Annotated in this window: 17 protein-coding genes; 9 read left to right on the forward strand and 8 right to left on the reverse strand. The window is 71.5% G+C overall.

What is annotated here, in order from left to right; all coding sequences use genetic code 11:
• Positions 1-35 precede the first annotated feature (35 nt).
• From O3X23_RS22330 to O3X23_RS22345, 4 genes are all read left to right on the forward strand, one after another.
• Positions 36-1,625, forward strand: coding sequence for an acyl-CoA carboxylase subunit beta (locus O3X23_RS22330; protein WP_269273252.1), 1,590 nt, complete (start codon positions 36-38; stop codon positions 1,623-1,625).
• A gap of 87 nt (positions 1,626-1,712) precedes the next feature.
• The gene (locus O3X23_RS22335) at positions 1,713-1,916 is read left to right on the forward strand and encodes an acyl-CoA carboxylase subunit epsilon (protein ID WP_269273285.1); all 204 of its coding nucleotides are present in this window, start codon (positions 1,713-1,715) and stop codon (positions 1,914-1,916) included.
• A gap of 78 nt (positions 1,917-1,994) precedes the next feature.
• A complete protein-coding gene (gene mmpB / locus O3X23_RS22340) occupies positions 1,995-2,132 on the forward strand; it encodes a morphogenic membrane protein MmpB (protein WP_269273253.1) in 138 nt (45 codons plus the stop codon).
• A gap of 85 nt (positions 2,133-2,217) precedes the next feature.
• Entirely contained in the window at positions 2,218-2,820 is a 603-nt protein-coding gene (locus tag O3X23_RS22345; protein WP_269273254.1) for a nucleoside triphosphate pyrophosphatase, read from the forward strand.
• 31 nt (positions 2,821-2,851) lie between these two features.
• On the opposite strand, the gene O3X23_RS22350 is transcribed toward O3X23_RS22345, so the two are convergent.
• Positions 2,852-3,310, reverse strand: coding sequence for a hypothetical protein (locus tag O3X23_RS22350; protein ID WP_269273255.1), 459 nt, complete (start codon positions 3,308-3,310; stop codon positions 2,852-2,854).
• A gap of 374 nt (positions 3,311-3,684) precedes the next feature.
• Here O3X23_RS22350 and O3X23_RS22355 point away from each other — a divergent pair, with 374 nt between their 5' ends.
• Positions 3,685-5,451, forward strand: coding sequence for an acetyl/propionyl/methylcrotonyl-CoA carboxylase subunit alpha (locus tag O3X23_RS22355; RefSeq protein WP_269273256.1), 1,767 nt, complete (start codon positions 3,685-3,687; stop codon positions 5,449-5,451).
• A gap of 73 nt (positions 5,452-5,524) precedes the next feature.
• Here O3X23_RS22355 and O3X23_RS22360 read toward each other — a convergent pair whose 3' ends face one another.
• Positions 5,525-6,952: an MFS transporter gene (locus tag O3X23_RS22360; protein ID WP_269273257.1), complete on the reverse strand. Its 1,428-nt coding sequence runs from the start codon at positions 6,950-6,952 to the stop codon at positions 5,525-5,527.
• Positions 6,953-7,081: 129 nt separating this feature from the next.
• Here O3X23_RS22360 and O3X23_RS22365 point away from each other — a divergent pair, with 129 nt between their 5' ends.
• Positions 7,082-7,651: a TetR/AcrR family transcriptional regulator gene (locus O3X23_RS22365; protein WP_269273258.1), complete on the forward strand. Its 570-nt coding sequence runs from the start codon at positions 7,082-7,084 to the stop codon at positions 7,649-7,651.
• 66 nt (positions 7,652-7,717) lie between these two features.
• Here the strand turns inward: O3X23_RS22365 and O3X23_RS22370 are convergent, their stop codons facing one another.
• Positions 7,718-8,656, reverse strand: coding sequence for a DeoR/GlpR family DNA-binding transcription regulator (locus O3X23_RS22370; RefSeq protein WP_269273259.1), 939 nt, complete (start codon positions 8,654-8,656; stop codon positions 7,718-7,720).
• Between the two features lie 149 nt (positions 8,657-8,805).
• Positions 8,806-10,254, reverse strand: a complete 1,449-nt coding sequence (locus O3X23_RS22375; protein ID WP_269273260.1) for an NAD(P)H-quinone dehydrogenase — start codon at positions 10,252-10,254, stop codon at positions 8,806-8,808.
• Between the two features lie 63 nt (positions 10,255-10,317).
• Between O3X23_RS22375 and O3X23_RS22380 the strand changes: the two genes are divergently transcribed.
• The 3 genes from O3X23_RS22380 to O3X23_RS22390 all read left to right on the forward strand — a co-directional run bounded on the left by O3X23_RS22380 (position 10,318) and on the right by O3X23_RS22390 (position 13,611).
• Positions 10,318-10,755, forward strand: coding sequence for a gamma-glutamylcyclotransferase (locus O3X23_RS22380; RefSeq protein ID WP_138352192.1), 438 nt, complete (start codon positions 10,318-10,320; stop codon positions 10,753-10,755).
• 135 nt (positions 10,756-10,890) lie between these two features.
• A complete protein-coding gene (locus O3X23_RS22385) occupies positions 10,891-11,700 on the forward strand; it encodes a purine-nucleoside phosphorylase (protein WP_269273261.1) in 810 nt (269 codons plus the stop codon).
• Between the two features lie 228 nt (positions 11,701-11,928).
• Complete coding sequence (locus O3X23_RS22390; RefSeq protein WP_269273262.1) at positions 11,929-13,611, forward strand: phospho-sugar mutase; 1,683 nt, start codon at positions 11,929-11,931, stop codon at positions 13,609-13,611.
• Between the two features lie 7 nt (positions 13,612-13,618).
• On the opposite strand, the gene O3X23_RS22395 is transcribed toward O3X23_RS22390, so the two are convergent.
• From O3X23_RS22395 to O3X23_RS22410, 4 genes are all read right to left on the reverse strand, one after another.
• Positions 13,619-14,440: a phosphate ABC transporter ATP-binding protein gene (locus O3X23_RS22395; RefSeq protein WP_269273263.1), complete on the reverse strand. Its 822-nt coding sequence runs from the start codon at positions 14,438-14,440 to the stop codon at positions 13,619-13,621.
• A gap of 17 nt (positions 14,441-14,457) precedes the next feature.
• Complete coding sequence (locus tag O3X23_RS22400) at positions 14,458-15,363, reverse strand: sortase (protein WP_269273264.1); 906 nt, start codon at positions 15,361-15,363, stop codon at positions 14,458-14,460.
• Between the two features lie 77 nt (positions 15,364-15,440).
• Positions 15,441-16,571: an Ig-like domain-containing protein gene (locus tag O3X23_RS22405; RefSeq protein ID WP_269273265.1), complete on the reverse strand. Its 1,131-nt coding sequence runs from the start codon at positions 16,569-16,571 to the stop codon at positions 15,441-15,443.
• A 116-nt stretch (positions 16,572-16,687) separates the two neighbouring features.
• On the reverse strand, positions 16,688-17,665 hold the full coding sequence (locus tag O3X23_RS22410) for a substrate-binding domain-containing protein (RefSeq protein ID WP_269273266.1): 978 nt from the start codon (positions 17,663-17,665) through the stop codon (positions 16,688-16,690).
• Between the last annotated feature and the right edge of the window lie 159 nt (positions 17,666-17,824).

Consider the following 17,824-nt stretch of genomic DNA (forward strand, 5'->3'; position numbering starts at 1 on the left):
CCGACAGGACCCACGAGAGCAGGAGAGCCGCCTCCATGGCCGAGCCGGAGCACGACATCCACACCACCGCGGGCAAGCTCGCGGATTTGCGCCGCCGTATCGAAGAGGCGACGCACGCCGGCTCCGAGCGCGCGGTGGAGAAGCAGCACGCCAAGGGCAAGCTGACCGCCCGCGAGCGGGTCGAACTGCTCCTCGACGAGGACTCGTTCGTCGAGCTGGACGAGCTCGCCCGCCACCGGTCGACCAACTTCAGCCTGGAGAAGACCCGTCCCTACGGCGACGGCGTCGTCACGGGGTACGGCACGGTCGAGGGCCGCCCGGTGGCCGTCTTCTCCCAGGACTTCACCGTCTTCGGCGGCGCCCTGGGCGAGGTCTACGGCGAGAAGATCGTCAAGGTCATGGACTGGGCGATGAAGACCGGCTGCCCGATCATCGGCATCAACGACTCCGGCGGCGCCCGCATCCAGGAGGGTGTGGCCTCGCTGGGCATGTACGGCGAGATCTTCCGCCGCAACACCCACGCCTCCGGTGTGATCCCGCAGATCTCGCTGATCGTGGGCCCGTGCGCGGGCGGCGCGGTGTACTCGCCGGCCATCACGGACTTCGTGGTGATGGTCGACCAGACCTCGCACATGTTCATCACCGGGCCCGACGTGATCAAGACGGTGACCGGCGAGGACGTCGCCATGGAGGAGCTGGGCGGCGCCCGCACCCACAACACGACGTCCGGGAACGCGCACCACATGGCGGGTGACGAGAAGGACGCCATCGAGTACGTGAAGGCACTGCTGTCCTACCTGCCGTCCAACAACCTCGCCGAGGCCCCGGCCTACCCGGTCGAGGCCGATCTGGCGACCAGCGCCGAGGACCTGGACCTGGACGTCCTGATCCCGGACTCCGCGAACCAGCCGTACGACATGCACAAGGTCATCGAGCACGTGCTCGACGACGGTGAGTTCCTGGAGACGCAGGCCCTGTTCGCGCCGAACATCATCGCGGGCCTCGGCCGGATCGAGGGACGCCCGGTCGGCATCATCGCCAACCAGCCGATGCAGTTCGCGGGCTGCCTGGACATCGACGCGTCCGAGAAGGCCGCCCGCTTCGTCCGCACCTGCGACAGCTTCAACATCCCGGTCGTGACCTTCGTGGACGTGCCGGGCTTCCTGCCCGGCACCGACCAGGAGTGGAACGGCATCATCCGGCGCGGCGCCAAGCTGATCTACGCCTACGCGGAGGCGACGGTCCCGCTGATCACCGTCATCACCCGCAAGGCATACGGCGGCGCGTACGACGTGATGGGCTCCAAGCACCTGGGCGCGGACCTGAACCTGGCGTGGCCGACCGCGCAGATCGCGGTCATGGGCGCCCAGGGCGCGGTGAACATCCTGCACCGCCGCACGCTGGCCGAGGCCAAGACGCCGGAGGCGGTGGAGGAGCTGCGCCAGCAGCTGATCACCGACTACGAGGACACGCTGCTGAACCCGTACGTGGCCGCCGAGCGCGGTTACATCGACGCGGTGATCATGCCGTCCGAGACGCGCTCGCACCTCGTCAAGGCGCTGCGGACGCTGCGCAACAAGCGCGAGAGCCTGCCGCCGAAGAAGCACGGCAACATCCCCCTGTAGCCGCCGGCCCGCCGGCCGCCCGAGCCGGCGGACCGACCGAGCCGACAGTCCGCAGCCGCCCCCGACCGCTGAAGGAGCCGTCCCGTGGTGATCAAGGTAGAGCGGGGAAATCCGACCCCGGAGGAGCTTGCCGCCGTCGTGGCACTGGTCCAGGCGCGGGCCGCCGCGTCGGTGGGCAGCGCCGACGGCCCGCAGCGGACGGACGAGTGGGCCGCCCCGGCCCACAACCTGCCGCGCGCCGTCCCCGGCCCGGGTCCCGGTGCCTGGCGCACGTCCTACTGGCCGCGCTGAGGAAATAGTCATCTCCCGGCCCGCGCCTGAGTACCCGTACTCAGGCGCGGGTCTTTTCCTGGGCGCAACCTGGAAGACATGTTGTGGTCGGACCGCGACCGGCGCGACGAACCGCCGGAGGACATGCGGCAGGTGCAGGCGATGCTGCGGCGCGCGATGCTCGTCATCGCGCTGACCCTGCCGCTGCTGATGCTGCTGGTCGGCTGGCGCGGCTGACCGCCCGAGGCCTGCGCTCCGCCCCGGCACCGCCCCCTTTCCGCCCCGGCACCGAAGCGGCGGCGGCCCGAATTACGATGGCCCGATGAGCACCCGCCGCCCCCTGGTCCTGGCCTCCGCGTCCCCCGCCCGTCTCGCTCTGCTGCGGCAGGCCGGACTCGATCCCCGGGTCGTGGTGAGCGGGGTCGACGAGGACGCGCTGACGGCCGCGAACCCGGCGGAGCTGGCGAAGGTGCTGGCCGAGGCGAAGGCGGCGGCCGTCGCGGCGGAGCTGACCGGCGGTGAGCTGGTGGTCGGCTGCGACTCCGTCCTGGAGTTGGACGGCGAGGCGCTGGGCAAGCCCGCGGACGCCGCCGAGGCCACCGCCCGGTGGATGGCGATGCGCGGCCGTTCGGGCGTACTGCGGACCGGGCACTGCGTCATCGACACCGCGAACGGCAAGCAGGTCTCGGTGACCGCGTCGACGACCGTGCGCTTCGGGTCGCCGGACGACGCCGAGATCGCCGCCTACGTCGCGAGCGGCGAGCCGCTGTACGTGGCGGGGGCGTTCACCCTCGACGGCCGCTCGGCCGCGTTCGTCGACGGCATCGACGGGGACGCGGGCAACGTCATCGGGCTCTCCCTGCCGACGCTGCGGCGGCTGCTGGGCGACCTGGACGTACGGATCACCGACCTCTGGACGGAGTAGGCCTCCGGGCCCCGCTGCCGGCCGCGACGACCTAGGCTGCGGCGGGTGCGGTCGGCGGCGGGACCTCGCCACCGTTGGCCGTGACGGCGCTGCCGCTCTCCTCGGTGTCCGGGAAGAGCACCAGGGTGCCCACGACGAGCGCCATGACCAGCATCATGAAGATGAAGGCGGCCCATCCGACGAGGCCGACCACCAGCGCGCCCAGCAGCCCGTGCAGGACGGCGCACACGATGAGCAGGATCTGCCCGAACCGGCCCGGCGGGCGGCCACGGAGCGCTACTCGCGCGGGGACGAGGGCACAGCCGATGAGGAAGAGACCGAACAGGGCACCGCCGACGAAGGTACCGACGGCCATGACGTCGGAGTCGAGTCCGGCGAGCGACATGCTCTGGTTGCGCACGACGAGGCCGAGCACCACATGGACGAAGGCGATGACGAGCGCCTCCAGGATGAGCACTACAGCCGTGGTCGCGGCCAGACCTCTGCGCACCTTGCCCCCTTCAATCTGCAACCGTTACCCCGGGTATCACGCACCGCGAAGGCTACTAACGGGTAGTCCGCGCGGCAAGGTCCGTGACCCCACCACCCTTTCGGGGTGGCGGACCAGCAAAGATTCGACCCCCTATTCGTGGAGAACCCACAAAGGATCCGCCATTCTGGCCTCAGTCACCCTGAGAGACATGGACCACACCGAGGGCCCTGCAGCACCCGGACGAAAGGGGTCGTACCGTGAATTTTGCAGGCACTCGGACGCTCGACCAGCGCTCGAATCACCCTCCGTGTGGGCAAGCTCACCTGTAGGGGTGACTCGGCATGAAGTGTCGTCAGTAACTAAACTCGGCTTGTTTCAAGGAGGGAGCCATCGTGCGCAAGGTGCTCATCGCCAACCGCGGTGAAATTGCAGTCCGCGTCGCCCGCGCCTGCCGGGATGCCGGGATCGCCAGCGTAGCCATCTACGCAGACCCGGATCGGGACGCGCTGCATGTCCGCGCGGCCGACGAGGCCTACGCGTTGGGCGGTGACACGCCGGCGTCCAGCTATCTGGACTACGCCAAGGTGCTTGCCGCCGCAGCCGAATCGGGGGCGGACGCGATCCACCCCGGATACGGATTCCTGTCCGAGAACGCAGAGTTCGCCCAGGCGGTGCTGGACGCCGGGCTGACCTGGATCGGACCGCCGCCGCAGGCGATCCGCGATCTCGGTGACAAGGTGGCGGCGCGTCACATCGCGCTGCGCGCCGGTGCCCCGCTCGTCGCGGGCACCCCGGACCCGGTCGCGGGTCCCGACGAGGTCGTCGAGTTCGCCCGGCAGCACGGGCTGCCGGTCGCCATCAAGGCCGCCTTCGGCGGTGGCGGGCGCGGTCTGAAGGTCGCGCGCACCATCGAGGAGATCCCGGAGCTGTTCGACTCCGCGGTCCGCGAGGCGGTCGCCGCCTTCGGGCGCGGCGAGTGCTTCGTCGAGCGGTACCTGGACCGGCCGCGCCACGTCGAGACGCAGTGCCTGGCCGACAGCCACGGCAACGTCGTGGTCGTCTCCACCCGTGACTGCTCGCTGCAGCGCCGCCACCAGAAGCTGGTGGAGGAGGCGCCGGCGCCGTTCCTGACCGAGGAGCAGAACGCCGAGCTGTACCGGGCGTCCAAGGCCATCCTCAAGGAGGCCGGCTACGTCGGCGCGGGCACCGTGGAGTTCCTGGTGGCCGTGGACGGCACGATCTCCTTCCTGGAGGTCAACACCCGTCTGCAGGTCGAGCACCCGGTCACCGAGGAGGTCTCCGGCATCGACCTGGTCCGCGAGATGTTCCGGATCGCGGACGGCGAGGAGCTCGGCTACGGCGACCCGGTGCTGCGGGGTCACTCGATCGAGTTCCGTATCAACGGCGAGGACCCGGGCCGCGGCTTCCTGCCCGCTCCCGGCACCGTCACCACGTTCCAGCCCCCGTCGGGACCCGGCGTCCGGCTGGACGCGGGCGTCGAGTCCGGCTCGGTCATCGGCCCGGCCTGGGACTCGCTGCTCGCCAAGCTGATCGTGACCGGGGCGACGCGGCAGCAGGCGCTGCAGCGTGCGGCCCGTGCGCTGGCGGAGTTCCGCGTCGAGGGCATGGCCACGGCCATCCCGTTCCACCGCGCGGTCGTGACCGACCCGGCGTTCGCCCCCGAGCTGGGCGGATCGGCCGAGCCGTTCACCGTCCACACCCGGTGGATCGAGACGGAGTTCGAGAACACCATCACGGCGTTCGCGCCGGTCGGTGGCGACGACGACGAGGCCCCGGCCCGCGAGACGGTGGTCGTCGAGGTCGGCGGCAAGCGCCTGGAGGTCTCCCTCCCGGCGTCGCTCGGTGTCGCGTCCATGCCGGTCGGCCTGAACAAGAAGGCGCCGCGCCGCGCCAGCACCAAGAAGGCCGGTTCGGCCGCTTCCGGCGACTCCCTGGCATCCCCGATGCAGGGCACCATCGTCAAGGTCGCGGTCGAGGAGGGCCAGGAGGTCAACGAGGGCGACCTCGTCGTCGTCCTGGAGGCCATGAAGATGGAGCAGCCGCTCAACGCGCACCGCTCCGGGACCATCAAGGGCCTGACGGCCGAGGTCGGCTCCTCGGTCACCTCGGGCGCGCTGATCTGCGAGATCAAGGACTGATCCGCGGTCGGTCGGAGTGACGATGCCGGGCGGGCCCGATCGGGCCCGCCCGGCATCGCTCTGTCCGCCACCCTCACCGTTTCGCGGGGGTCCGGACGGCCAGCACGAGCAGCAGTGCCAGGCCGGTGAAGACGGCGGCGGCCGCGAAGGCGGCGGTGGCGCCCGCCGTGAAGACCTCCCCCGCGCCGCCTCCGGCGTCCCGGGAGGCGGTGCCGAAGACCGTCACCAGGATCGACAGGCCCAGGCTGCCGCCGATCTGCTGCATCGTCTGCAGCAGCCCGGACGCCGAGCCGGCGTCGCGCGGCTGGACGCCCGTCAGGATGAGGGTGTTGAGCGGCATCATCGTGAAGCCGACCCCCACCCCGATCAGGGCCAGCGGTCCGAGCAGCGCGCCCGCGTAGCCGGTGCCCGCGTCGAGCTGCGTGAGCCACAGCGTGCCGCTCAGCGAGAGCAGGGCGCCGGTCGCCGCGACGCGCTGGGCGCCGAAGCGGGCCAGGGCGCGCGGGGCGGTGCGGGCCGCCACGAAGAGCGGGAGCGCCAGCGGGAGGAAGGCGAAGCCGGTACGCAGCGGGCTGTAGCCCAGCACGCCCTGGAGGAACTGGGTCGAGAAGTAGAAGACCCCGAACATGCCCGCCGGAATGAGCAGCATGCAGCCGTAGGCCAGCGCCCGGTTGCGGTCGGCGAAGAGCCGCAGGACGACCAGCGGCCGCTCGACCCGTACCTCGTTGACCAGGAACGCGGCGAGCAGCGCGACGGACACGCCGAAGGTGGTCAGCGCCCGGGTGTCGCTCCAGCCCTGGTCGGCGACGCGGATGAACGCGTAGACGAGCGAGGCCATGCCGAGGGTGCCGGTGAGCGCTCCGGCGATGTCGAACCGGCCGCCGGGGTGGCGGGCCGTCTCGGCGACGTGGCGCGGGGCCAGCGCGGCGATGGTGAGCCCGACGGGGATGTTGATGAAGAACACCCAGCGCCAGGAGCCCCACTCGGTGAGCATCCCGCCGACGATGAGGCCGACGGCGGAGCCGGCGCCGGAGATCGCGGCGAACACGCTGAGCGCGCGGTTGCGCTCGCTGCCCTCGGTGAAGGTCGTGGTGAGCAGGGCGAGGGTGCTGGGCGCGGCCAGGGCGGCGGCGGCTCCCTGGGCTCCGCGGGAGATGAGCAGCGTCGTCGCGTCGGTGGCGAATCCCCCGGCCACCGAGGCAGCGGTGAAGGCCAGCACGCCGATGATCAGGGCGCGGCGGCGGCCGATGAGGTCGCCGATCCGGCTGCCGAGGAGCAGCAGACCGCCGAACGACAGGATGTAGACGTTCAGGATCCAGGACATACCGGTGGAGGAGAAGCCCAGGTCGGAGCCTATGCCGGGCAGGGCGACGTTCACCACGGTCGCATCCAGCAGCAGCATCAGCTGGGTGCCGACGATGGCGGTGAGAGCGAGTAACGGGCGGTGCCGCCGGGTCGGGGCGGAGGTGGTGACCGGAGCCGTGCTCAAGGATGTGGACATGGTGAGTAGACCTCCAGTGGAGGAGAAAACGGAGGGTGCCTCCGTTAACTATACGGAGGACGCCTCCGGTTCTACAATGCCATTCTGGGATCACGGAATTCCGGATCGGACGTTGGGAGGCAGGTGGCGATGCGGGCAGACGCGCAGCGCAACTACGACCGGTTGCTGGCCGAGGCCCGACAGGCCTTCATCGTGCACGGCACCGACGCGTCGCTGGAGGACATCGCGCGCCACGCGGGCGTCGGCATCGGCACCCTCTACCGGCACTTCCCCGACCGCTACGCGCTGATGAACGCGGTCTTCGAGCAGGAGGTCGACCTGCTGACCGTGGGCGCCCAGGAACTGCTGACGGCCGACTCACCGACCGACGCGCTCGTGCGGTGGCTCCGGATGGTCGCCGTCCACTCGACCATGTACCGCGGGCTGGCGGCGGCCATCATGGCCGCGGGCGACGCGAAGATGGTCGCGTGCAAGGTACCGCTGCGCGCGGCGGGCGGGGCGCTGCTGGAGCGCGCCCAGCGGGCCGGCGAGGTGCGTGCGGACGCGACCATCGCCGACCTGCTCAAGCTGACGAACGCCATCGTGCTGGTCGCGGAGAAGGACCCGGAGCGCCAGGCGATCTTCGACCGCCTGATGACCCTGGCCCTGAACGGCCTGCGCACCCCCGCGGGGGTCGCGGAAGCCGCCGCGCGGAGGTGACCCGGGCTCAGGGGCGTCGGAAGCGCCCCGGGCCCGGGTCTCGTCGCCGTGAACCCAGGCCGTGACCTAACGGCGTCGCAGGTCGGCGATCCTGGCTGCCTGCTGATCGGCCGCGAGCGGCGCCGCGCTGCGCAGCGGCGGCTGTCCCGCGTGCGGGTGCCTCCGGGGCGCCGGCATCGGCATCTCGCGGCGCGGCCGGCCGGCCGCCAGGGCGTCCGCCCCGACGAGGGACGCGACCGCGACCTGGACTCCGCGGTCCGCGAGGGCCTGGAGCTCGGTCGCGCTGCGATCGTCACCGGGCGGCGGTTCGTCCGTCACCAGATGCGTGATCAGATCCGTGGGCACGGTCTGGAACATGGTGTCCGAGCCCAGTTTCGTGTGGTCGGCCAGGACGACGACCTCGGCCGCCGCCTGCACCAGCGCCCGGTCCACGCTCGCGGAGAGCATGTTGGACGTCGACAGGCCGCGTTCCGCGGTCAGTCCCGCACCGGACAGGAAGGCCCGCGACACGCGCAGCCCCTGGAGGGACTGCTCCGCTCCGCTGCCGACCAGACCGTAGTTGGAGCCACGCAGAGTGCCGCCGGTCATGACGACCTCGACCCGGTTCGCGTGGGCCAGCGCCTGCGCCACCAGCAGGGAGTTGGTGACGACGGTCAGCCCCGGGATCCGCGCGAGCCGGCGGGCCAGCTCCTGCGTGGTGGTCCCGGCGCCGACCACGATGGCCTCGCCTTCTTCGACGAGACCGGCCGCGAGGTCGGCGATGGCCGTCTTCTCCGCGGTCGCTAGATGGGATTTCTGCGGGAAGCCGGACTCCCTGGTGAAACCACCCGGCAACACCGCACCGCCGTGCCGGCGGTCGAGCAGTCCTTCGGCCTCCAGGGCGCGCACGTCCCGCCGTACGGTCACTTCGGAGGTCTGGACGACACGGGCGAGTTCCCGGAGCGAAACCGCTCCGTTGGCCCGCACCATTTCGAGGATCAGTTGGCGACGTTCTGCAGCGAACACGGAACTGACAGTAACGCCAACGACCGTCTGCTTTCAGCACTTTGCGCCACTTAACCGAAGTCGTGCACAAAAGAGACCATCGGGTGGTAGAGCCTTTACGGCTCCACCACCCGGCTACCGTCCGGTCATCTCCGGGAAACCCCGGCGGGCTACAGCTCGCTCGCGGTCTTCCTGGTGTGCAGCTGGCGGGCCACTTCGGCGATCGAGCCCGACAGGGACGGGTACACGGTGAACGCGTTCGCGATCTGCTCGACGGTCAGGTTGTTGTCGACCGCGATCGAGATCGGGTGGATCAGCTCGCTGGCCCGCGGCGACACGACGACACCGCCGACGACGATCCCGGTGCCCGGCCGGCAGAACAGCTTCACGAAGCCGTCCCGGATGCCCTGCATCTTGGCGCGCGGGTTCCGCAGCAGCGGCAGCTTGACGCAGCGGGCGTCGATCCGGCCGCTGTCGACGTCGGCCTGGGTGTAACCGACGGTGGCGATCTCCGGGTCGGTGAAGACGTTGGAGGAGACCGTCTTGAGGTTGAGCGGCGCGACCGCGTCGCCCAGGAAGTGGTAGACCGCGATCCGGCCCTGCATGGCGGCGACCGAGGCGAGGGCGAACACGCCGGTGACGTCGCCTGCCGCGTACACGCCGGGCGCGGAGGTGCGGGAGACCTTGTCGGTCCAGATGTGGCCGGAGTCCTTGAGCTTGACGCCCGCCTCCTCCAGGCCCATCCCGGTGGTGTTCGGGATGGCGCCCACCGCCATCAGGCAGTGCGAGCCGGTGATGACCCGGCCGTCCGCGAGGGTCACCTCGACCCGGTCACCGACCCGCTTGGCGGACTCGGCGCGCGAGCGCGCCATCACGTTCATGCCGCGGCGCCGGAAGACGTCCTCCAGCACGGCGGCGGCGTCCGGGTCCTCGCCCGGCAGCACGCGGTCGCGCGAGGAGACGAGCGTCACCTTCGAGCCGAGCGCCTGGTAGGCGCCGGCGAACTCCGCGCCGGTCACGCCGGAGCCCACCACGATGAGCTCCTCGGGGAGCTCGTCCAGGTCGTAGACCTGCGTCCAGTTCAGGATCCGCTCGCCGTCCGGCAGCGCGTCCGGCAGCTCGCGCGGGCGGGCGCCGGTCGCGATGAGCACCGCGTCGGCCGTCAGCGTCTCCGACGTGCCGTCCGCCGCCTCGACGACGACGCAGCGGGTGCCGCCCGCGGTCTGGCAGCCCTCCAGCCGGCCGCGGCCGCGCATGACGCGTGCGCCCGCACGGGTGACGGAAGCGGTGATGTCGTGCGACTGGGCGAGTGCCAGTCGCTTCACCCGCCGGTTCACCTTGCCCAGGTCCACGCCCACCACACGCGCCGCCTGCTCCATCGGCGGGGTGTCGTCCGCGACGATGATGCCCAGCTCTTCGTACGAGGAATCGAAGGTGGTCATCACCTCGGCGGTGGCAATCAAAGTCTTCGAAGGGACGCAGTCGGTGAGGACCGACGCCCCGCCCAGACCGTCGCAGTCGACGACGGTCACCTCCGCGCCGAGCTGCGAGGCAACGAGCGCTGCCTCATATCCGCCGGGTCCGCCGCCAATGATCACGATCCGAGTCACGTACCCCATTGTCCCGCACGCGCCAAGCGTTCACTTACAGGGGGCTCACCTCCCTCCCGTACTCTCGTCCTCATGTCGCTCTACGCCGCCTACGCAGGCAACCTCGACGCGCGGCTCATGACCCGCCGCGCCCCCCACTCCCCATTGCGCGGCACCGGCTGGCTGGACGGCTGGCGGCTCACCTTCGGCGGTGAGCAGATGGGCTGGGAGGGCGCTCTGGCGACCCTGGTCGAGGACCCGCTGCGGCAGGTCTTCGTGGGGCTGTACGACATCGCGCCGATCGACGAGGAGTCGATGGACCGCTGGGAGGGCGTACCGCTGAGCATCTACCGGCGGACGACCGTCCGGGTGCACACGCTGGACGGCGAGGTCGCCGCCTGGACCTATGTGCTGAACGATTACGAGGGCGGCCTGCCCAACGCCCGCTACCTCGGTGAGATCGCCGACGCGGCGGAGTCGTGCGGCGCCCCCCACGACTACGTGATGGAGCTGCGCAAGCGCCCCTGCTGACCCGTCCGCCCCGCGCCGGAACGGCGTCCCGACCGCCCTCGGACCCGGGCGTCAATCGGTGGATCATCCGAAATTCGGGAGACGCTCCACTAGGACGTCTACGCGCGTAGGCCGGAACCGGATACCCTCGTGCGCGTGAACGCTTCTGTTATCCCCGACCCGTACGGCGCCGCCGATGCCGCCGCCGCCCGCCTGCGCGAGCTCACCGGCGCCGAGACCCATGACGTCGCCCTCGTCATGGGCTCGGGCTGGGTGCCCGCCGCCGACCAGCTCGGCACCGCCGACGCCGAATTCCCGATCACCGAGCTCCCCGGCTTCCCGCCGCCCGCCGTCGCCGGCCACTCCGGCATGGTGCGCTCGGTCACGATCAACGGCGTCCGCGCCCTGGTCTTCCTCGGCCGCAACCACCTGTACGAAGGCCGCGGTGTCGCCACCGTCGTGCACGGCGTCCGCACCGCCGTCGCCGCGGGCTGCAAGACCGTCGTCCTCACCAACGGCTGCGGCGGGCTGCGCCCGCACTTCCGCCCCGGCCAGCCGGTCCTGATCAGCGACCACATCAACATGACGGCGACCTCCCCGATCGTGGGCGCCAACTTCGTGGACCTCACCGACCTCTACTCCCCGCGGCTGCGCGCGCTGTGCAAGGAGGTGGACGCCACCCTGGAGGAGGGCGTCTACGTCCAGCTGCCCGGCCCGCACTACGAGACCCCGGCGGAGATCGGCATGGTCCGCGCCATCGGCGGCGACCTCGTCGGCATGTCCACCACGCTGGAGGCCATCGCCGCCCGCGAGGCCGGCGCCGAGGTGCTCGGCATCTCCCTCGTCACCAACCTGGCGGCGGGCATGACCGGCGAGCCGCTCAACCACGCGGAGGTCCTCGAAGCCGGCCGCGAGTCCGCCACCCGGATGGGCAACCTGCTGGGCCAGGTCATCAGCCGCCTCTGAGGGCCGTTCCGTCGGGGCCGGGACGTCAGGCTCGAGCCGTCCCGGCCCCGACGCCCGGCCGCCGACGTCCGGCCCGTGGCGTCGTCTTCGTGTCGTCCGGTCCGAACGGGTCGAACGCCCCGCCCGCCGGGCAGGCTTGCTGCACAGGCCTGCCCGGCTGCGCTCCCCGGTGCCCGCGCCGCGGCAGTATCCGCACCACACCTCCCTCCCCCCGATCAGGAGCCTCTTATGGGAACCGACAGGACTCAGCTCACGCACGCCGCGCGCACCTGGCTCGGCGAGGACCCGGACCCGGACACCCGGGCGGAGCTGGAGGCCCTCCTGGCGGCGGTGGAGGCCGGTGACGAGGTGGCCGCGGCCGGACTGGAGGAGCGGTTCGCCGGGACGCTCCAGTTCGGCACCGCCGGGCTGCGCGGGGAGGTCGGGGCCGGCCCGATGCGCATGAACCGCTCCGTCGTCATCCGCGCGGCCGCGGGCCTCGCGGGCTACCTCACGGCGCAGGGGCAGACCGGCGGCCTCGTCGTGATCGGCTACGACGCGCGCCACAAGTCGTACGAGTTCGCCCGCGACACGGCGGCCGTGATGACCGGCGCGGGCCTGCGGGCGGCACTGCTGCCCCGCCCGCTGCCGACGCCCGTCCTCGCCTTCGCCATACGGCATCTCGGTTCGGTGGCCGGCGTCATGGTGACCGCGAGCCACAATCCGCCGCAGGACAACGGCTACAAGGTCTACCTCGGCGACGGTTCCCAGATCGTGCCGCCCGCCGACGCGGAGATCGCCGACCAGATCACGGCGATCGGATCGCTCACCGGCGTCCCCCTGGCCGAGGACGGCTGGGAGGTCCTCGGCGAGGACGTCATCGACGCCTACCTGTCCCGTGCGGCCGGCGTCCTGACGCCGGGCGGCCCCCGCGACGTGTCCGTCGTCTACACGCCGCTGCACGGGGTGGGCCTCGAGGTCCTGACGGCCGCGTTCGCGCGCGCCGGCTTCCCCGCTCCGACACCCGTCGCCGAACAGGCGGAGCCCGACCCGGACTTCCCGACGGTGGCCTTCCCCAACCCGGAGGAGCCGGGGGCGATGGACCTGTCCTTCAAGGCCGCGCAGTCCCTCGGCCCGGACGTCGTCATCGCCAACGACCCGGACGCCGACCGCTGCGCCGTCGCCGTCGCCGACCGCTCCTCGGCGTCCGGCTGGCGGATGCTGCGCGGCGACGAGGTCGGCGCGCTGCTCGCCGTCCACCTGGTGCGCAAGGGGATGACGGGCACCTTCGCCGCCTCCATCGTGTCGTCCTCGCTGCTCTCCAGGATCGCCGCCGCGGCCGGCCTGCCCTACGAGGACACCCTCACCGGCTTCAAGTGGATCGCCCGCGTCGACGGCCTGCGCTACGGCTACGAGGAGGCGCTGGGCTACTGCGTCGACCCCGCCGGGGTCCGCGACAAGGACGGCATCACCGCCGCCCTGCTCATCGCCGAACTGGCCGCGAGCCTCAAGGAGCACGGCCGCACCCTCGACGACCTCCTGGACGACCTGGCCCTGGAGCACGGCCTGCACGCCACCGACCAGCTCTCCGCCCGCGTCGCCGACCTCTCCCTCATCGCTGACGCCATGGCGCGCCTGCGCGCGAAGCCCCCGACCGTCCTCGCGGGCCTCACCGTCACCTCCGCCGAGGACCTCGCCGAGGGCACCGAGGCGCTCCCGCCCACCGACGGCCTGCGCTACACCCTGGCCGGCGACCCGGCCTCCGGCGTCGCGTCGGCCCGCGTCATCGTCCGCCCGAGCGGCACCGAGCCCAAGATCAAGTGCTACCTGGAGGTCGTCGTCCCGGTCACCACCCTGCCCGAGGCCCGCACCACCGCGAACACGGCCCTGACCGCCCTCAAGAAGGACCTGGCAGCGGCGGCCGGCATCTGAGGGAGGCTCAGCCGAACCGCCCGTTGACGTAGTCGGTGGTGCGCGGGTCCTGAGGGTCGCCGAACATGGCGTCCGTCGGCCCGTGCTCGACGATGACGCCGGGCGTGCCCTGCTCGGCGAGGAAGAACGCGCAGGTGTCGGACACCCGCGCGGCCTGCTGCATGTTGTGGGTGACGATCACGATGGTGACCTCCGACGAGAGGTCCGCGATCGTCTCCTCGATGCGGCGGGTCGACGTGGGGTCGAGCGCCGAGCACGGCTCGTCCATCAACAGCACCCGCGGCCGCACGGCGAGCGACCGCGCGATGCACAACCGCTGCTGCTGCCCCCCGGAGAGCGCGCCCCCGGGCTGCCGCAGCCGGTCCTTGACCTCGTTCCAGAGCCCGGCCCGCGTCAGACACTCCTCGACCAGGGCGTCGCGCCCCCCACGGGTGGACCTGATCCCGCCCAGCTTCAGCCCGGCGACCACGTTGTCGTAGAGCGACATCGCGGGGAACGGGTTCGGCTTCTGGAACACCATCCCGATCTGCCGGCGAGCGCTGGTGATACGGCGTCCCCGCTCGTAGATGTCCTCGCCGTCCAGGAACACCTGCCCGGCCAGCGACGCCGAGCCGATCAGCTCGTGCATCCGGTTCAGCACGCGCAGAAAGGTCGACTTGCCGCAGCCGGACGGGCCGATGAGGGCCGTGACCTGGCGTGCGGGCATGGTCAGCGAGACCCGGTCCAGAACCTTGTGGTCCCCGAACCACGCGGAGACCGCCTCGGCCCGCAACCCGGCGGCGCCGTTCCCGCGGTGCACCGGCAGTACCTGGGTATCGATGTCGGTCATGGTGCGGAACTCCGTTCTCAGAGCAGATTGGGAAGCAGACAGGTCGCCGCACCCGACGCGGCGACCCCGAGCGCGGCGAGCACCGGCACAGCGGTGATCCAGGTCTGCCACCGACCCCACCGACGGTGCAGCCACACGGTGAGCAGCGCGGCCGCCAGCAGCGCCTGCGACCACAGATAGACCGACAACCAGGCCCCGTCCTCGCTCCCGAGCGGCTTCTCGGAGTCCTCGATCCACCCGGCCCGGCGCGGCCGGGGCGGACTCGGCTGCGTCTCCGACACCAGATCGGCATCGACCCGCACCACCCCGGACGGCGTATAGGCCCCGCCGGTCGCGGTGACGAGCGTGAGCCGCCCCTTACCGGCCCCGGGAACCGCCGGCAGCGGATCGCCGTCCCGCCGCGTCCCCGTGACGCGGTACTCGGCGGTGGACTGCCCGGTCGTCACCCTGATCTCGGCACCCACCGGCAGCCGGGCGATGTCGTTGAACGGCCCCCCGTACCCCCACGCCCGCCCGAGGATCTGGCTGGTGCCCGCCTGCCCGGGAAACGGGGTGTCCCGCCGGTGCCCGGGCCCGGAGCGCAGCACACCCGACCCGGTCCCCTCGAAGACGACCTGCTTCACCCCGAGCGCCGGAATCCGCAACAACGCCATGGGCGCGCCCACTTCCAACGGCTCGCCGTCGAACGTGGCCTGCCCGACCGGCGCGGTCCCCATGGCGAGCTGCGCCCGCAGATCGTCATACGCGGTGCGCTGATCACGCGCGTGCTGCAGGTGCCCCACCACCGTCAGGTTGGCGGCAAAGCCGAGCAGCAGCGCCGCGAGCACGCACAGGGCGGCGCCCGCCAGCGCGATCCCCGGGGCGGCCGGAGGATCGGCGACGGGCTCCGGGGTCGCGAGCGGGGGTGGGGCAAGCACGGTCACGGCAATGCGCTCCTGGTAGTTGGTCCGCTCGGGACACGAGCAGGACGCCGAACGGGAAAGTCACGGCCGCCGGCCGGTCAGCGGTGCCGCGGAGCACCGAATGTCAGCAGCCCACTGCGCCGCGCGTGCCGCACGAACAACGCACCCGCCACAGCCAGCGCAGCAGCCGCAAACCCCAGCGGCAGCGCCGCCCCGGCACCGGTGTGGGCCAGGCTGCCGTTCCCACCGGTGCTGCCGCCGGAAGACCCGGACCCACCGGACCCACCGGAACCCCCGTCACCAGAAGTCCCGCCCGACGTCGCATCGCTCGTGGTCTCCGTCGAAGTCGTCGTAGTCGACCCCGTGTCGGTGGGCGACGGAATCCCGGTGTCGGAAGGGGTCGGAGACCCCGTCCCCGTATCCGTGGCGGAAGGCGACGGCGACCCCGTAGCCCCCGTGATCGCGTACGCCACCACCGCCGACGACGACGCAACGAACGCCGCCGGATCGGTGGGCGTGAACCGCGCCGTCAGATCATGCGCGCCCGCGACCAGCGCGGAGGTCTTCACCACGGCCTGCCCGGAGACCACGTCGGCCTCCCCCAGCGCGGTCGCGCCGTCGAAGAACGCGAGCTTGCCGACGGCGGCGGCCGGGTCGACGGTCGCCGTGAGGGAGACTTCGGCGCCCGCGGCGGCCGTGCCCGCAGGGCTCGCGGTCAGGGTGGTGGCGGTGGGAACGGCCTGGGACTTCACCGTCCAGGTGTCCCCGGTGCTGGTGATGGTCGTGGAGAAGGCGGCCGGCGCCGCGTCCCCGGTGCCGTTCCAGCACGTGACGCGCAGTTCGTGGTCACCGTCGCCGACCGGCGCGCCGATGACGTCGGCCAGCGTTCCGCCGATCGCGTCGTAGGTGAGGGTGAACGGCCCGGTGTCGAATCCGCCGGACTCGCGGGCGCCGGGGATGGTGACAGCGGTGCCGTCCGGCAGGACGAACTGCAGCGCCGCCGACGCGCCGAAGCCCGCCGGGCAGGCGGCGGAGGTCCGCAGTGAGGCGAGGAACGGATCGGCGGTGAGGTCGCCGTTGGCCGGGGTGGGCGCGAACGTGCCGGCGCCGGCGTCACTCCCGGCGTGCGCGGCCGGAGCCGCGCCGAACAGGGCCGCCGCGGCGGCGAGGAGGAGCGCCGCCAGGGCGAACAGGGCGGCCGGGACTCTTCGTGGTGCGATGACGATCATGGTGGCGATCCCCCCAAGGGATGTACGGCGGTTCAGGACGGAGGGCCGGGCGCCTGGAGGGCGCCCGGCCGTCACGCGGGGTGGGGTGTCAGGTCAGCAACAGGGCAGCGGAACCGTTACTTCTCGCCCTTGACGGTGGTGGCGCCGCAAGCGGTGCCGAGCGAGCCGAAGCCGTAGTTCTGGATGACGGTGGTCTGGGCGCAGACCTTCGACGTCGTGCCGACGAAGGTGGTGGAGATGAGCGCGTTCGTCAGCTTCGCGGTCGGGACGACGTTGTAGACGTCACGCACGATCGGGAACGCGGTGTTCAGGACGCCGGAAGTGGTCGGCGCGACGCCGTTGACGTTGCGCAGCACGGCCGAACCCCGCCGGTTCGGCACGTTCGGCAGGCTCTTGCCCTGCGCGATGTACTGGGCGATCGAGTACGGCATGATCTGGCTGTTGTTGGTGAGCGCCAGGCCGTTGTTCTCCTGGATCGTGCCGTTGACGCACGAGCCGATCGTGGCGTCGGTCAGGCCGAGGGTGTTCAGCCAGAACTTCCGCGTGCCGGAACCGGTCTGCGGCAGCAGGGGCTGGATCGTCACACCGTTCAGCGACGTCAGCGTGCACTTGTAGATGTCGGTCAGCTGGGTCTTGGTGAGGTTCGTCGGCAGTGCGCTGAAGGAGCGCGTGGCGTAGGTGACGCCGTCCTTCGCGAAGGGGATGAAGGTCAGGTCCGTGGTGCTGGTGTCCGACGGGCCGCTCGACGAGCGCGCGAAGTCGAGGCAGCCGGTGGCGTTGTCCACGGCGTTGTTCAGGGCGGCGATGCCGGCCCCGGAACCGTCGGGGCGGGCGAGGGTGTCACAGCCCACCGCACGCGTCTTGATGGGGGACGTTCCGGTCGCGTCGTAAGAGGCGATGATCTTGCCGCTCGCGTTCGTGACGACGTCGCCGAGACCGTTCACCACGTCCTGGGTGGTGTCGGAACCGACCCCGGCGAGCTGCCGGTACTCGCCGGCCGGCGGGTTGGCCGAGGCGGGGACGGCCAAGGCGGCGAGGCTGAGGGCGGCAGTGGCGGTGATGAAGCCGATACGAGCGCGGGACTTGACGTTCACTTCTGTTCTCCTCCGAATAAACGGAATACCGAATGGACGCTCAAGCAAAATCCGGACTTTCGTGCTGCCGACCCGTCGATCGGCCACGGCAAACAATTCCCCAAATCCGTTGCGGGGGCCACCAATTGAGGCGGATGAAAAGGTTACGGGAGGGTTTCC

Origin of the sequence: Streptomyces sp. H39-S7 (assembly GCF_027158205.1) — a bacterium.
Classification (GTDB): domain Bacteria; phylum Actinomycetota; class Actinomycetes; order Streptomycetales; family Streptomycetaceae; genus Actinacidiphila.

Coding starts and splice junctions, on each gene's coding strand:
- O3X23_RS22390 (WP_269273262.1), top strand. CDS start 11,929: ATGGGAACCGACAGGACTCAGCTCACGCACGCCGCGCGCACCTGGCTC.
- O3X23_RS22365 (WP_269273258.1), top strand. CDS start 7,082: ATGCGGGCAGACGCGCAGCGCAACTACGACCGGTTGCTGGCCGAGGCC.
- O3X23_RS22375 (WP_269273260.1), bottom strand. CDS start 10,254: ATGGGGTACGTGACTCGGATCGTGATCATTGGCGGCGGACCCGGCGGA.
- O3X23_RS22360 (WP_269273257.1), bottom strand. CDS start 6,952: ATGTCCACATCCTTGAGCACGGCTCCGGTCACCACCTCCGCCCCGACC.
- mmpB (WP_269273253.1), top strand. CDS start 1,995: ATGTTGTGGTCGGACCGCGACCGGCGCGACGAACCGCCGGAGGACATG.
- O3X23_RS22330 (WP_269273252.1), top strand. CDS start 36: ATGGCCGAGCCGGAGCACGACATCCACACCACCGCGGGCAAGCTCGCG.
- O3X23_RS22380 (WP_138352192.1), top strand. CDS start 10,318: ATGTCGCTCTACGCCGCCTACGCAGGCAACCTCGACGCGCGGCTCATG.
- O3X23_RS22395 (WP_269273263.1), bottom strand. CDS start 14,440: ATGACCGACATCGATACCCAGGTACTGCCGGTGCACCGCGGGAACGGC.
- O3X23_RS22345 (WP_269273254.1), top strand. CDS start 2,218: ATGAGCACCCGCCGCCCCCTGGTCCTGGCCTCCGCGTCCCCCGCCCGT.
- O3X23_RS22405 (WP_269273265.1), bottom strand. CDS start 16,571: ATGATCGTCATCGCACCACGAAGAGTCCCGGCCGCCCTGTTCGCCCTG.